Source organism: Paenibacillus sp. y28 (genome assembly GCF_037137075.1).
GTDB lineage: Bacteria > Bacillota > Bacilli > Paenibacillales > NBRC-103111 > JBBBNV01.
Window position 1 is genome coordinate 139335 of record NZ_JBBBNV010000008.1, and the last position, 14854, is coordinate 154188.

Annotated in this window: 15 protein-coding genes; 11 read left to right on the forward strand and 4 right to left on the reverse strand. The window is 55.0% G+C overall.

From position 1 onward, the window contains the following. Positions 1–28: 28 nt before the first annotated feature. On the reverse strand, positions 29–643 hold the full coding sequence (locus tag WBG83_RS09175) for a superoxide dismutase (RefSeq protein WP_336744669.1): 615 nt from the start codon (positions 641–643) through the stop codon (positions 29–31). A gap of 473 nt (positions 644–1116) precedes the next feature. Between WBG83_RS09175 and WBG83_RS09180 the strand changes: the two genes are divergently transcribed. The 9 genes from WBG83_RS09180 to folE all read left to right on the forward strand — a co-directional run bounded on the left by WBG83_RS09180 (position 1117) and on the right by folE (position 7832). After that, entirely contained in the window at positions 1117–1542 is a 426-nt protein-coding gene (locus WBG83_RS09180) for a GNAT family N-acetyltransferase (RefSeq protein ID WP_336744671.1), read from the forward strand. A 406-nt stretch (positions 1543–1948) separates the two neighbouring features. Continuing rightward, on the forward strand, positions 1949–2500 hold the full coding sequence (locus WBG83_RS09185; protein WP_336744673.1) for a DUF402 domain-containing protein: 552 nt from the start codon (positions 1949–1951) through the stop codon (positions 2498–2500). Between the two features lie 3 nt (positions 2501–2503). Then, positions 2504–3103 carry a signal peptidase I gene (gene lepB, locus WBG83_RS09190; RefSeq protein ID WP_336744674.1) on the forward strand — a complete coding sequence of 200 codons (600 nt, stop codon included), beginning with the start codon at positions 2504–2506 and terminating at the stop codon, positions 3101–3103. 59 nt (positions 3104–3162) lie between these two features. Beyond that, positions 3163–3597, forward strand: a complete 435-nt coding sequence (gene rnhA, locus WBG83_RS09195; protein WP_336744676.1) for a ribonuclease HI — start codon at positions 3163–3165, stop codon at positions 3595–3597. 17 nt (positions 3598–3614) lie between these two features. After that, entirely contained in the window at positions 3615–4880 is a 1266-nt protein-coding gene (queG, locus tag WBG83_RS09200) for a tRNA epoxyqueuosine(34) reductase QueG (protein ID WP_336744677.1), read from the forward strand. Positions 4881–4941: 61 nt separating this feature from the next. Continuing rightward, entirely contained in the window at positions 4942–5586 is a 645-nt protein-coding gene (locus WBG83_RS09205) for a methylated-DNA--[protein]-cysteine S-methyltransferase (RefSeq protein ID WP_336744679.1), read from the forward strand. 38 nt (positions 5587–5624) lie between these two features. Continuing rightward, on the forward strand, positions 5625–6656 hold the full coding sequence (locus WBG83_RS09210; protein ID WP_336744681.1) for an HD-GYP domain-containing protein: 1032 nt from the start codon (positions 5625–5627) through the stop codon (positions 6654–6656). 266 nt (positions 6657–6922) lie between these two features. Then, positions 6923–7153 (forward strand): YneF family protein, encoded by a 231-nt coding sequence (locus tag WBG83_RS09215; RefSeq protein WP_336744683.1) that lies wholly within the window; start codon positions 6923–6925, stop codon positions 7151–7153. Positions 7154–7238: 85 nt separating this feature from the next. Next, the gene (gene folE / locus WBG83_RS09220) at positions 7239–7832 is read left to right on the forward strand and encodes a GTP cyclohydrolase I FolE (RefSeq protein ID WP_336744685.1); all 594 of its coding nucleotides are present in this window, start codon (positions 7239–7241) and stop codon (positions 7830–7832) included. A gap of 179 nt (positions 7833–8011) precedes the next feature. Here the strand turns inward: folE and WBG83_RS09225 are convergent, their stop codons facing one another. Both WBG83_RS09225 and WBG83_RS09230 read right to left on the reverse strand, forming a co-directional pair. Then, a complete protein-coding gene (locus WBG83_RS09225) occupies positions 8012–8569 on the reverse strand; it encodes a nitroreductase family protein (RefSeq protein ID WP_336744687.1) in 558 nt (185 codons plus the stop codon). A gap of 119 nt (positions 8570–8688) precedes the next feature. Beyond that, a complete protein-coding gene (locus tag WBG83_RS09230) occupies positions 8689–9693 on the reverse strand; it encodes an alpha/beta hydrolase (protein WP_336744688.1) in 1005 nt (334 codons plus the stop codon). 376 nt (positions 9694–10069) lie between these two features. Here WBG83_RS09230 and WBG83_RS09235 point away from each other — a divergent pair, with 376 nt between their 5' ends. Next, the gene (locus tag WBG83_RS09235; protein WP_336744690.1) at positions 10070–10813 is read left to right on the forward strand and encodes an IclR family transcriptional regulator; all 744 of its coding nucleotides are present in this window, start codon (positions 10070–10072) and stop codon (positions 10811–10813) included. 130 nt (positions 10814–10943) lie between these two features. After that, positions 10944–11750 (forward strand): alpha/beta fold hydrolase, encoded by an 807-nt coding sequence (locus WBG83_RS09240; protein ID WP_336744692.1) that lies wholly within the window; start codon positions 10944–10946, stop codon positions 11748–11750. Between the two features lie 261 nt (positions 11751–12011). On the opposite strand, the gene acnA is transcribed toward WBG83_RS09240, so the two are convergent. After that, positions 12012–14726, reverse strand: a complete 2715-nt coding sequence (acnA, locus tag WBG83_RS09245; protein WP_336744694.1) for an aconitate hydratase AcnA — start codon at positions 14724–14726, stop codon at positions 12012–12014. Positions 14727–14854 lie beyond the last annotated feature (128 nt).

A 14854-nucleotide genomic window follows, 5' to 3' on the forward strand; every position in this document is an offset into this window, starting at 1 on the left:
GTTCGTCTGGGAAGACGAGGCCATCAACTTATTTTTTTGCCGCTTCGTAACGTTTGCCAACTTCATCCCAGTTGACTACGTTGAAGAATGCAGCCATGTAATCCGGGCGTTTGTTTTGGTATTTCAGGTAGTAAGCGTGCTCCCAAACGTCCAGACCCAGGATCGGCGTGTTGCCTTCCATGATAGGACTGTCTTGGTTTGGCGTGCTGCTGACAACAAGCTTGCCGTTTTTGTCAACGGACAGCCATGCCCAGCCGCTTCCGAAACGGGTAGCGCCGGCTTTAGTGAAATCTTCTTTGAATTTATCGAAGCCGCCCAGCTCGCTGTTGATGGCATCAGCCAGTGCGCCGGTAGGTTGACCGCCGCCATTGGGGCTGAGGATTTCCCAGAACAGGGTATGGTTGGCATGTCCGCCGCCATTGTTGCGAACTGCAGTGCGAATGCTTTCTGGAAGAGCATCCAGGTTGCTGATCAGCTCTTCAACCGATTTGCTTTGCAGGTCGGAGTGAGCTTCAAGAGCTGCATTCAGGTTGGTCACGTAGGTGTTGTGGTGACGGCCGTGGTGAATGTTCATTGTTGCTTCGTCGATATGCGGTTCCAGTGCGTTAGCTGCGTAAGGCAGTGCAGGCAATTGATGTGCCATGGATAAATACCTCCCCAAAATTTGGTTTCAACAGTTCTCATTATCGCCTATTTCGTCCTATAAATCAACAGAATCGGGCTACTTTTTAAACAATCATGTTTAGAAAGTTTTTTCGGCTGAAGCACCGCGGTTTTGATGCCGATTTCGGATTTCGGATTTGGGCGCATCGGGCAACGGGCTACCCTGAGCTAGTAATCCCGATTTAGATGAAAACTATGCAAGTCCGACTTACGAACTATTCGCGCGTTTCAATTATTTTGAAAATACAGAAGAAACCTCTTTCCATCAAAGGTTTAATTTTTTATACTAATACTTAGAAAAATTGCGTAATTTGGAGAAAATTGAAGCGCTTTCAAAAAAATCTGTTAAAAAAATCACATTTTTTCTGACATTGTGAAGATTTTTTGAAGGATTTTCTCGAATTTTGTCGTATTTATAAAGCTTAGAGAAAAACGACATGGGGAGAGACCGTTATGTACTTACGTTCATTTCAGCTTTCCGACTATGCCCCTATCACCGGGCTGTTGTCGGACGTTTTGTCGGAGTCCTGTTTTAGAGAAACGATGGAAGCGTTTGGCCGTCAGCTATCCTGGGACAGCGAGCTGGTGCTCGTGGCGGAAGAAGAGGGTGCGGTAACCGGCGTCATCATCGGAACGATTGATCGCAATAACGGGTATTACTACCGGATCGCGGTGGACAAGCAGCATCAACGTAAAGGCATAGGCACAGCGATGGTAGAAGGGCTGCGGAAGCGTTTTGAGAAACGCAAGGTCAGCAAGATTATGGTGACCGTGGATGCGCATAATGAATACATTCTCCCGCTGTATGAATCGGTCGGCTACCAGAGGGAACAGTTTACGAGAGCATTTCAAAAATTACGTATTGTAAGCGGCGCTTAGGCCCGCTTTTTTTGTTTTGTCCGGCATCTGGGTGAACATGGCGGGCTGGCGCGGGCAGCTCCCGGATCGCAGGGTGGCGTGGCGCCGCATGAGGGCGGTCAGCCACGGACGGGTCGTGTTGCGCCGCGGGCGGCTTCAGAGCTCTTCACAGATGGCCGCGCATGGCATGAATGCCTTGTTAATGGCGCCTGCTGTTCTTGGGGCAACTACCAAGCGGCAGGCAGCACAAGGCGCGATGCGCGTGGCTGGTCGGTTGTGCTCGCAGCGAGATATCAGGCCCCGGGAGTGCTTGTGGAACGGCTGGGGAGCCGGGCACGGGGCTGGTATGGTTTAATCGTTGCAATTCCGTAGAAGATATGCTTTCCTATTTATATAGGTAAGGCAGACAGGCAGGGGGGAGGCGCTTATGAACAGCGAGCACGTTCATATTATTAAAAGCTTTAAGCATAATGGCAAACTTCACCGCATGTGGCTGGAAAATTGGCTGGTCCCCGCGCGCCTGCTGCATCCGGAGCAAGCGGCCTCAGGGACACTGGTGCTGGTTAATAATCAGACGAAAATTCAGGAGGCCGACGGCAAGGAGTGGACCAGTCGCATTCCGTCCGTCGCTTTTTTTCTGCCCAATCAGTGGTTTAATGTAATTGCGCTTTTGGAAGAGGGCGGCGTGCGTTATTACTGTAACATTGCATCGCCGCCTTATTTGAACAAGCGGGTGCTCACTTATATCGATTACGATCTGGATGTTATCGTGAATCCGCGGGGAGAAGTCCAGATCGTCGATCAGGAAGAGTATGATGCGCACAAATTAAATTATCATTATTCCGATATTGTGGATCAAAAGGTCCGGGCAGGGCTGGAGAGCCTGCTGGACCTTATCCGCCAGAGGGGCTCGCCTTTCCGGGAGGAGACTGTGATGGAGTACTTCGAGCTGTGGAGAAATCGGGAAGCCGGGGTGTGACGGATGAGTATAAGCCCGCAAGAGCCGCGTGGAGAGGAAGTCCGGTCCGAGGCGGGCGCAGTCCGCAGGATGACAATGTCGCGACTGGTCCGGGAAGGCTGGGAATGGATTAAATCGATCCTGATTGCTCTGGTTGTTGTGCTGATTATTCGCCAGTTTCTGTTTGTGCCGTCCATGGTCGAGGGCCATTCGATGGACCCGACGCTGGCTCACGGGGAATGGCTGATCGTGAACAAGGCCATCTACTTGCTGTCGGAACCGGAGCCGGGCGAAATAGCGGTGATCCGTGACCCGGAGGAAGGCGAAAGCGAGAAGTATTTGGTGAAACGCATTGTCGCAGGCCCGGGCTCCAAGGTGGAGATTCGCGGGGGCAGGCTGTATATTGACGGGAAGCGAACGGATGAGAAGTATACCGATGTTCCTATTCAGGATGTTGACCATGGCCCGTATCAGCTTGGCAGCTCCCAATATTTCGTCATGGGGGACAACCGGCACCTGGGGGCCAGCAAGGATAGCCGGAGCTTCGGCCCTGTGGATCGGGAACGGATTGCCGGCCGGGCGCAGTGGATTGTGTGGCCGCTGGACAAGCTGGGAGGCTTGTGATGAAGCCGTGCGGCGGATGCCTGAGGCGTAAGACGGTTTAAACTAAAGGGGAGCTGGGTATGAAGGAAATAACGGTGTATACCGATGGCGCCTGCTCAGGCAACCCGGGTCCCGGCGGCTGGGGAGCTATCCTGATGTTCGGGGCGCACCGCAAGGAGCTGTCCGGAGGAGAGAAGGCGACCACCAACAACCGGATGGAGATCCAGGCTGTAATCGAGGCGCTGAAAATGTTGAAGGAGCCCTGCCGGGTGAAGGTGTACAGTGATTCGGCTTACGTGGTTAACTGCTTCCAGAAGCGCTGGATTGAGAACTGGAAGCGCAGCGGCTGGATCAGCAGCAAGAAGCAGCCTGTGGAAAATCAGGATTTGTGGAAGGCGCTGCTGCAGGTCATGGCGCCGCACCGGGTGGAATATGTGAAGGTAAAGGGCCATAGCGACAACGAATACAACAACCGCTGCGACGAGCTGGCCCGTGAGGCGATCCGGCGGCTGTAGCGAGGTGATATATACCCATGACTCCGTTGACTGTCAGCGGCGGAACGCCGGCCGATTGGGCGGCGCTGAAGCGTGAGGTGCGTGACGCGGCGCAGCGGCTCGGCATTGATAAAATCGGGTTTGCCTCGGCAGACCCGTTTGTGGATATGAAGGGGATTTTGCAGCGGCACCGGGAGCTGGGCTACGAGTCCGGGTTTGAGGAGCCTGATTTGGACAAGCGGACGGAGCCGTCGCTGCTGCTGGAACGCCCCCAATCGATGATTTCGATTGCGGTGGCGTATCCATCGAAGCTGAACAACGCGCCGAAGTCGAAGCCGGGCGCGACCCGGGGGATGCTCTCCCGGTCGGCCTGGGGCGAGGATTACCATCAGGTGCTGCGCCGGCGGCTGGAGAGGTTAGCGGCGTTTTTGCGGGAACGGGTGCCGGATGTGCGTCTGGAGAGCATGGTTGATACCGGAGCGCTTGTGGACCGGGCGGCGGCGCAGCGGGCCGGGGTCGGCTGGAGCGCCAAAAACTGCTGTATCATTACTCCGGAATTCGGTTCATGGGTGTATCTCGGCGAGATGATTACCGATATTCCGTTCGAGCCGGATGCCCCTTTGCTTGACGAATGCGGGGATTGTACGCTTTGCATCGATTCCTGTCCGACGGGCGCTTTGGTCGGCCCGGGCCAGCTGAACGCCCAGCGGTGCATTTCATTTATAACTCAGACGAAGGGCTTCATTGCCGACGACCTCAAGCTGAAAATCGGCAACCGGCTGTACGGCTGCGATACGTGCCAAATCGTCTGTCCCAAAAATAAAGGCATGAACTGGACGCACCACCCCGAGCTGCAGCCAGACCCGGAGCTGGCCAAGCCGCTGCTTGTGCCGCTTCTGGAGCTGTCGAACCGTGACTTCAAGGAACGGTTCGGGCATACGTCCTCCGCTTGGCGCGGACGTAAGCCGATACAGCGCAATGCGGTCATCGCGCTCGGCTTTTTCCGCGATGCCACGGCAGCGGAGCAGCTGGTGAAGCTGCTGCGGACCGATCCGCGCGCGGAGCTGCGTGAAGCGGCGGCCTGGGCGCTGGGCCGTATCGGGGGCGAGCTCCCGCGTGAAGGGCTTTCGGCTGCGCAGAAGCATGAGACGGACCCGACTGTGCTTGATGCAATCCGCCGGGCCTTGCTGGCTGCTTCGCCGCAGCCGATGGCCGGGGGAAGCCAGGCTGACCCTGGAACGGCCAAGCCTGCGGAAGTGCCCGTGACCGGAAGAAGCCGGTCGGCGGGTGACCGGAATGAATGAGGCGGAGAGCGGGCTTGGGAGGACAACGTAAAAAGCAGATTCGCAAGGCGGCATCGACCCGGTGTATCGTCGGGCTTCGCGCCCGGAGAAGCCGGAGCGAAGCCTTTTTACAATGGAGCGCCGTGATGCGCCGCCATGCCGCGAGCGGGGGCAGCGGGCGTATGAACAGGCAAGGAGAAGGGGAGACGGGATGGAAAGGCTCAGCATACAAGAGCTGGAATCGCCTATTGGCACGCTGCTTCTGGCGGCAACAGAGCGGGGGCTTTGCAATATTGAATTCGGCTCTGCGGAACACCGGCTGCAGCGGTTGAAGGCTTGGGCGGCCAAAATATTCGGGGCGGACAGTATAACGGAAGCGGGCAGTAACGCACATCTGGCCCAGGCTTCCGGACAGCTGTGCGAGTATTTTGCCAGGAAACGGCGGCAGTTTGACCTTTCTCTGGACCTGCACGGGACTTCTTTTCAGCTTCAGGTATGGGGGGCGCTGCAGGAGGTTGGCTATGGCGTTACGGCTTCTTATAAGGACATAGCGGCCGCGATTGGCTCCCCGCGTGCGGTGCGTGCCGTAGGCGGCGCGAACAACCGCAATCCGGTGCCGATTATCGTCCCGTGCCATCGTATTATTGGAGCCAGCGGGGAGCTGGTCGGCTATGGGGGCGGCCTTGATGTGAAAATATATTTACTCGACCACGAAAATGGCCGATAATAGATGAAAAGAGACGTAGTCAGCTTGGAGTTGAAATCATGAGGTACATTAACATTGACTCGGTAGAGCCGGGACAGTATTTGGGTAAAACGATTTTTTCCAGCAACGGTACGGTGATGCTGTCCGAAGGCGTTCAGCTAACCGTGTTTATGATTACGACGCTGAAACGAATCGGCGCAACGATGATTTACATCAAGGACCCGCAGTTTGAGGATATCGAAATTGTCGATGTCATCTCCGAGGAGACGAAGGGGGCTGTCATGAAGCAGATGACGGAGACCTTCGAATCGATTCGTTCGGGCAAGGATTTCAATACCAAATCGGTTAGCGTCAGTGTGGACAAGCTGATGGAGGACATCATGGGCAATAAGGATGTGCTGATCCAGCTGTCCGACATCCGTACGCAGGATAATCAGCATTATGTGCATTCTATGAACGTCTGTATGATGTCCGTGCTGGTAGGCATCAATATGAACCTGAACCACATCCAGCTCAAGGAGCTTGCTATCGGAGCGCTGCTTCACGACATCGGCAAAATCGAGCTGATCACCGATGACGAGTCAAAGGACATGAAGCTGCATCATACATGGCGGGGCTTTGAGGTGCTGAAGCAGAAGCGGGAGTTTAACCTGCTCATCGCCCATGTGGCGTTCCAGCATCATGAACGGATAGACGGTCAAGGTATACCAAGGGGACTGGCAGAGGAGCAAATTCATCTGTATGCCAAAATCGTGGCTGTCGCCAACACGTACGACAATCTGCTGTTTGATGAGAGTACGGGGAAACGTCTGCTGCCGCATGAGGCTTGCGAGCAAATGATGGCGCTGGCCGGGACCCAGCTTGATCATGAGGTGCTGGTTCAGTTTTTACGCATCGTTTCGGTGTATCCGACCGGTACATCGGTGCGTTTGTCCACCCGGGAAACCGGCGTGGTCGTCGGACAGCATCGGGGCTTGCCGGGCCGTCCAGTTGTCCGGGTCGTTCGTCAGGACACCGGCAATGAGATTGATGTCAAGGAAGTGGATTTAGCCAAGCACACGACGGTATTCATCGACGGGGTGCTGACCTGAACAAAACGCGCGAACCTTTGCCCTGTCAGCCGGGGCGGTTCGCGTTTATTTGTAACTGGTTATTGAGGCTGTTCTGGGGAAGACGGGAAGCCGTGGGAATGACCCGTGGGAATGACTCCTTCGAATCTGTCAGGAATGACGGTCATTGTTCCGGTGAGGTCTGCAAGGCCGCCATCCGGCGGATATCCTGTTTTTCCGGTTTGTATCCCCTTTCGGGACGTGCTATGATAAGATGAAATGACTATGCTGGCAGAGGTGAAAATTCGATGTGGTACAATTATGTGATTCCGATTGTGACGCTCCTCATCGGGCTCGTGGGGGGCTTTTTTGCAGGGGTTTATTATCTGCGCAAACAGATGGAGAAAATGCAGAATGATCCGGACATGATGATGAAAATGGCCAAGCAAATGGGCTATAATCTCAACAAACAGCAGATGCAGAAAGCGCAGCAGATGATGGGCAAGCAGCAAATGATGAATAAACAGCGCCGCAGATAAGATGAGAATGGAGCCTGCGGACGCGTGAGGCTATCCGCTGATTGTGCCGGTGCGGCAGGCGGCGGACGAGGGGAGGAACTTGGTGATGGCAGGAGTGAAAGATTACCGTAACAATAAGGTGGCGGAAAACCGTGAGCTTATTGAGCAGCATGTGCGGGAAATTTTGCGGCTCATCGGTGAGGATGTGGACCGTGAAGGGCTGCTGGATACACCGGCCCGGGTAACCCGGATGTATGAGGAGATTTTTGCCGGCTATGAGGTGGATCCGCACGAGGTGTTGGGCGTTAGCTTCGATGAACAGCATGAAGAGCTGGTTATCGTGAAGGATATCGTGTACTACAGCCAGTGTGAGCATCATATGGCGCCGTTCTTCGGCAAAGTGCATATCGGCTATTTGCCAAGCGGCAAAATCGCCGGATTAAGCAAATTTGCCCGTCTGGTGGAGGCGGTGACCCGTAAGCTGCAGGTGCAGGAGCGGATTACGTCTCAAATCGCGGATATTTTGGATCAAGCTCTCCATCCGAACGGAGTCATGGTGGTGGTGGAGGGCGAGCATCTGTGCATGTGCGCCCGCGGCGTGAAAAAGCCGGGCAGCAAGACGGTGACTTCGGCTGTCCGCGGCCAGTTCCGTACAGATGCCGCTCTGCGTTCGGAATTCTTGTCTCTTATTAAGGGGTAATACGGATGGAAACAACAAACAAGCCTTCCTGCTGGGCCCGTTGGGGCTGCCGGGAAGGCTTGTTTTCTTGTGCAGTACAACAGTTGTTGTGCAGTACAGGAGGCTAAGGACAGAGGCGATGCTTTGCTGCATGGCCGAATTGACGGTCAGAACATGATTTCACATGCTTTGTTACCGGCTTATAGCCAGGTTGTTTTCTCTGAATACGGCTTGCGTGCTGTTGCAGGTGTTTCTCCGGCCGGGTAGCCGATAAACAGGGTGCCGACGATTTTGCGGTTTTCCGGCGAGCCGATGAATGGAAGCATCCGCTCATCCCGGACCAGGCCGATGCCGCGTGTTCTCCATACTAGCCCCAGGCCCAAATCGGCGGCGGCCAGCCACATGGAATGAATCGCGCAGGCGGCGGCATATTCATTATCCTCTGAGGAAGCCTCATCCCCGGGGATGACATCCGAGGTCACCACAATGACCAGCGGCGTATTTTCCAGAACCTGCAGCGATTCTTTGACCAGATGAGGCTTGGTCGGGAAACGTTCCTCCAGAAATTGGCGCGCGAGCGTTTCATACGACTGTTTGGCTTCGCCCCGAATCACATAAAAGTGCCAAGGCTCCCGGAGCCGATCGTTCGGGGCTAAAGTGGCCGCCTCCAGCAGAGCGGCAATCTTGTCGTCCTCCACTGCTTGCGGCAGCACGCTGCGAACCGCGCGGCGTTTAGTCAAAAGCTCTATAGCTTGCATCGGTTATTCCCTCCCGGATAGATAAAGTCATCAACATAATGTCCGGCCTAAACGGCTGACCAGGTTAACTATACACGTCCTGAGCCTGGTAAGGAAGGGGAAGTTGGATTCCACGATGCTCAAAGGGCGGTCTCGGCCGGACTGGCCGCTGAGGTGGAGTGCGCCTTCAGGAAAGCGATTGTGCGGGACAGATACTGCTTTTTGTGCGCCCGGTAAATAAGCTCGTGTGTGCCGTCCGGATCCAGCCACAGCTTGGTTTCCGACGATTGGTTTTTGAAAATAGTTTCAGCCAGGGAATACGGCGCTTTCTCGTCTTCCTTGCCATGAATCAGAAACAGCGGCATGCTGAATTTGGCGGATTTGACAGCGGCGGCCGGAATTTGGCTGAGTGAGGCTCCGCCGCTCATGACCGGAAAGAACATGCCCACGAGAGAAAGTGACGGATTGCGGGGAAGCTGAATATAATTGGTCAGGTTTCTGTATAAGGTGTCCGGCTCCAGCAGGAAGGTGCTGTCCAGGACCATGGCCTGGATATCGGTGTACTGGAGTGCGGCTTGCAGGGCGATGCCGGCTCCCATGGAGAAGCCCCACACAAACACATCCTCGGCTCCGCGGGCTTTAACATAATCAATGGCGCCGAGCAAATCGTTCGTTTCTTGTATGCCTGCGGTTACGACGCGTTCAGGCTTGACATAGCCATAATCGAACATGAACACATTAAATTGCTGGCGATGCAGCTCGGCCGCGAGGTCATAGATGGGAACCCAGATTTCTTCGCGGTTGCCGCCATAGCCGTGAGAGAAAACAACGGTTTGCGCGGAGGGAGAAGCAGCCGGGATGTACCAGCCTTCCAGCATGGAGCCGCCCCCTGCAGCGGCAAAGGTGACGTCTTCATAAGGGGTTTCAATGGCGGCAAGAGGATTGGATACTAAGGGCGCAATCACCGGCCGGGTCAATACCCACGCGATATACCCGTGGAAGGTCAATACGGACAGTACGGATAAGGACAAAAAGGAGATCAGAATGACGATAACCAGATGCCGCCGCAGAAACGAAGGCTTAGCCGTAACAGGGTATGAGACGGAGGCAGCCGGTGGATGAGTAGTGGGGGTCATGATATTCATAGAGACGCCTCCTTCGGATGAATAATTAGCCAGCTTAATTATTTTGGATAATAATGACATTTAAATTGAATTTTCAGAAAATAAAACCCGTACATTTATACTAAGGCGGTGTCCGCGGAGCGTCAATCCGCTTGCGTAATTTGTTATCTGCCTGTAATGCTGCTGTAACATGGGATTTCTTCTCTTTACCTCCTTTTAGAATAGGAGTATACTTATTGTAACTCGGTTTCATATAGTGAAACTTGGTTGCTGATTTAAGCCAAGCCTGTACCGGGTCTTATACCAGACCGGACAATAATTATGGAATTTCATTCATAAAGACGCATCATGTTCGGCGAGGCTTGATCTGTGCAGGATGGAAGGTGGGGACCGCAAATTGGAGGACGGGAAACTGACGGTCCGCGCTGTTGAGCGGGCCTTGGATATATTGCTATGTTTTACGGAAGAGAGCGACATGACGCTGACAGAGGTGGCGGCCAAGGTAGGCCTGCATAAAAGCACCGTGCATCGCCTGTTGGCTTCACTGGAAGGCAAGGGCTTCGTGCAAAGGGATGTGCAGACGGATAAATACCGGCTTGGATTTCGTATTTGGGAGCTGTCGGCCGGCATGTCGAGCAGTGATGACCCCGGGACGCTGCTGCTGCCCGAAATGGAGCAGCTGCGCGATCTGCTGGGGGAAACGATTAGCTTGTATGTCCGGGATGGCAAGGAGCGTATCCGGATTCAGGCTGTACAGAGCAAGCAGGCCATCCGGCGGGTTGCGCCGATTGGCGCCAGGCTTCCTTTGAATGTAGGCGCTTCTAGCAAGGTGTTGATTGCATTTGCGGAGCGCGCGCTGCAGCTGCAGGTGCTGGGTGAGCTGGAATGGGCCAATGCCGGTGATCGGGAGACCTTCGAGCGGCAAATCGCCGAGATTCATGAGCTGGGCTATGCGACCAGTGTAGAGGAGCGGGAGCCGGGCGCGGCTGCGGTTTCAGCGCCAATCTTCAACCGTGCGGGACAGCTTGTCGCGGCGCTGGCGGTTTCTGGACCGGCTAACAGGCTGACCCCCGACAGCATGAGAGAGCACGCCCCGGAAATTATGGAAGCCGCGCGCCGGATGGGCCAAATGATGAAATAAAGCATAGGACGCCGCCGTTTTCCGCACAATACGACAAACGGAGACGGGGTGACGAAACACACACAGGAACGCAGCTCGGCAACCATCCTCCCCCGTACCTGGCAAGGATAGGGCAAAGGAGCGGTGATGCATGCTGTATGTTCTTGGCGGCTCTCTTCCGAGGCGTATCCGGCAGGGCTTGATCATGCTTGCCCTGGTGCTGATTTGCGGCGCTTTGTACTATTTGCATCCGCACGGGCCGGATGCCGCCGCGCAGCAGGCGATGCAGGGCGGGAGCGGTTATAGGGTCGAGGAGCGGGAGAAATGGATTGTCGTTGAGCCGGAGGCGGGCCCAAGTGAGCAGCCGGGCATTATTTTTTATCCGGGAGCGCTGGTGAATTCGCAGGCCTATGTTCCCTTCGGAATGGAGCTGGCCCGGGGCGGCAGACAGGTTCTGATTATCAAAATGCCCCTGTACTTGTCGTTTATGGACGTGGACAGAGCGGCAGAAGCGATTGCAGCCTATCCCGGCAGGAGGTTTGTCATTGGTGGACATTCCCTTGGCGGTGCGATGGCTGCAAGGTATGCTGCCGCACAGCCGGATAAGCTGGCGGGCGTATATCTTATCGGCTCCTACGTGGACAAGAAGGGCAGCCTGAAGGACAGCGGCCTGCCCGTGCTGACGTTTGTCGCAACCAATGACGGGATTCTGAGTCCTGACAAATTCGAAAACAGCAAGGAGCATAAGCTGCCGGCTGATGCGCTGCATGCCAAGATTAACGGGGGAAACCATGCCCAGTTCGGCAGCTACGGCCCGCAGAACGGAGATCTTCCGGCAACGATTACGTCTGAGGAGCAGCAGCGCCGAACCGCGCAGGTGCTTCTGGACTGGCTCGGACAGCAGCTTGCGGACACAGAAGGGGAACAACATTCTCTGACAGGCGAGCTGGTGCTTTGAGCTTCGATAATGATAAGTGCTACTGATGCAGCTTCGACTGTCCAAAGAGCTGAAGCGGCTGTAATTTCGTTCGGAATGGAACGGGCTGGGGTTCGAACGGCCGCCGTGCAGCGGCGCAACGCTCGCTTGGGATTCGCGCGCGCTGGAAGATGTCGTTCGGAAACATCCAAGCCCCATCAAAAAGAAGGCGTACGCGATTAAATCAGCGTACGCCTTCTTTTTGATGGGGCCGGGCAAGCTATGCCCGGCCTATGAACCTGATTACTTGCTGCTTACCATCATTTGGCGCAGAACGGTTTGCAGAATACCGCTGTTCCGGTAGTAATCGACATCAACCATGCTGTCCAGACGGGCAGTAACGTCGAAGGTGAAGCTGCTGCCGTCAACACGGGTTGCTTTAACCGTGATGGTTTGGCCAGGCTGCACATCATTGTTCAAGCCGGCAATGTCGAACGTTTCCGTACCGACGATGCCGAGGGATTTCCAGCTTTCGCCGTTTTTGAACTGGAGCGGCAGAACGCCCATACCGACCAGGTTGCTGCGGTGGATACGCTCGAAGCTCTCGGCGATAACGGCTTTAACACCCAGCAGGAATGTTCCTTTTGCCGCCCAGTCACGGGAGGAGCCGGTGCCGTACTCTTTGCCTGCGATAACGACCAGCGATTGGTTGTTCGCTTGGTACTGCATCGAAGCATCGTAGATGCTGACGACTTCACCGGTCGGCAGGTAAGTGGTTACGCCGCCCTCGGTGCCTGGTGCCACTTGGTTACGGATGCGGATGTTCGCGAACGTACCGCGCATCATCACTTCGTGGTTACCACGACGGGAGCCGTAGGAGTTGAAGTCTTCTTTTTTCACGCCGTTCTCAATCAGGTATTTGCCCGCAGGGCTGTCTACCTTGATGTTACCTGCCGGAGAAATATGGTCCGTAGTGACGGAATCACCGAGCAGGGCGAGTGTTTTGGCGCCGATAATTTCTTGGATGTCGCTAACTTCGGTGCCCAGATCCATGAAGAACGGAGGCTCCTGGATGTAGGTGGATTTTTTATCCCACTCGTACAGGTCGCCTTCTGGCACATCGATTTGGTTCCAACGCTCGTTTTGTGTGAAGACATGCTCGTATTTCTCTTTGAACATTTCTGCTGTCAGGGCGCTGGCCACCGCGTCTGCGATTTCTTTGTTGGTTGGCCAAATGTCCTTCAGATAGACCGGCTGGTTGTTTTGATCGTAGCCGATAGGATCGTTTTGCAGGTCGACATTCACGTTGCCTGCAAGCGCATAAGCGACAACCAGCGGCGGGGAAGCCAGGTAGTTGGCTTTGATTTGCGCGTGGACACGGCCTTCAAAGTTCCGGTTACCGGAAATGACAGCCGCCACAGTCAGGTCGTTATCAGCGATAGCCGCACCGACTTCTTCTGGCAGCGGACCGCTGTTCCCGATGCAGGTTGCGCAGCCGTAGCCCGCTACGTGGAAGCCAAGCTGCTCCAGGGATGTGAGCACGCCTGCTTTTTTCAGGTACTCGGTTACGACGAGGGAGCCTGGAGTCAAGCTGCTTTTGACGTATGCCGGTTTTTTCAGGCCGCGGGCAACTGCTTTTTGAGCCACCAGACCTGCAGCAAGCATGACGCTCGGGTTCGATGTATTGGTACAGGATGTAATTGCCGCCAGAACGACAGAGCCTGTAGAGAGCTTAGTTGTTTCGCCGTTGGGATGTTTTACATCAGCAACTGTTGCGATTTTTTCCTCGCTCAGACCGTATCCGCCTTTTTCGATTGGCGTGCGGATAATCTCGTTGAAGGCCGATTTCATGTTGGTCAGCTCGACGCGGTCTTGCGGGCGTTTCGGACCGGCAAGGCTCGGTACGATGGTAGACAGGTCCAGCTCCAAAATGTCGGTGAAGACCGGATCCGGAGTCGCATCGGTACGGAACATGCCTTGTGCCTTGTAATACGCTTCAACCAGTGCCACTTGCTCTTCACTGCGGCCGGTGCTGCGCAGGTAGTTCAGGGTTTCGCTGTCAACCGGGAAGAACCCGATGGTTGCGCCGTATTCCGGAGCCATGTTCGCTACGGTTGCACGGTCTGCCAGACTGATGTTGCTCAGGCCAGGACCGAAGAATTCGACGAACTTGCCGACAACGCCTTTTTTACGCAGAATTTGGGTAACGGTCAGCGCCAGGTCAGTTGCTGTTGCGCCTTCCGCCAGGCTGCCGGTCAATTTAAAGCCGATAACCTCCGGCGTTACGAAATACAGCGGCTGTCCGAGCATGCCGGCTTCCGCCTCGATACCGCCTACGCCCCAGCCAACGACGCCAAGACCGTTAATCATGGTGGTGTGGGAGTCAGTACCTACCAGGGAGTCCGGGTACACAACCGTTTCGCCGTCCACTTGCTTCGTAGCGGCCACAGATGCCAGGTACTCCAGGTTTACTTGGTGAACGATACCTGTTGATGGAGGAACTGCACGGAAATTGTCGAACGCGGTTTGCGCCCAGCGCAGGAAGCGGTAACGCTCTTCATTGCGCTCAAACTCCAGGCTAATATTCTCATCCAGCGCGGTAGGCGTGCCGAAGGAGTCAACCATGACGGAGTGGTCAATAACAAGGTCAACCGGTACAAGCGGGTTAATCCGTTTCGGATCGCCGCCGGTGCGTTTCATCGTGTCGCGCATTGCGGCAAGGTCTACGACAACCGGTACGCCGGTAAAGTCCTGCAGTACGATACGAGCAGGAATGAAAGGAATCTCTTTGTTTTCGTCGCGGCCGGAAGCCCACGATGCGATTTGCTTGACATGCTCGTCAGTAATAGCGCGTCCGTCAAATTGGCGGACAGCTGCTTCGAGCAGCACTTTAATGGAGAAAGGCAGGTTGCTGATTGGACCCAGTTTGCTTTCAACCGCAGCCAGATCGTAGTAAGCGTAAGTTTTACCGCCGACTGCGAGCGACTTTTTGGCGCCAAATTGGTCTTTGTTTGCCATCGGATGATGTCCCTCCGTTTCATGTAGTGAAACACAATTTCAAAAATTGCTCACAGTTTAAGTATAAGCGTGCGGCCCTTTGCTGTAAAGCATTTTTCCTTGGTTGTCCGCACATGTTTCCCCCGGTC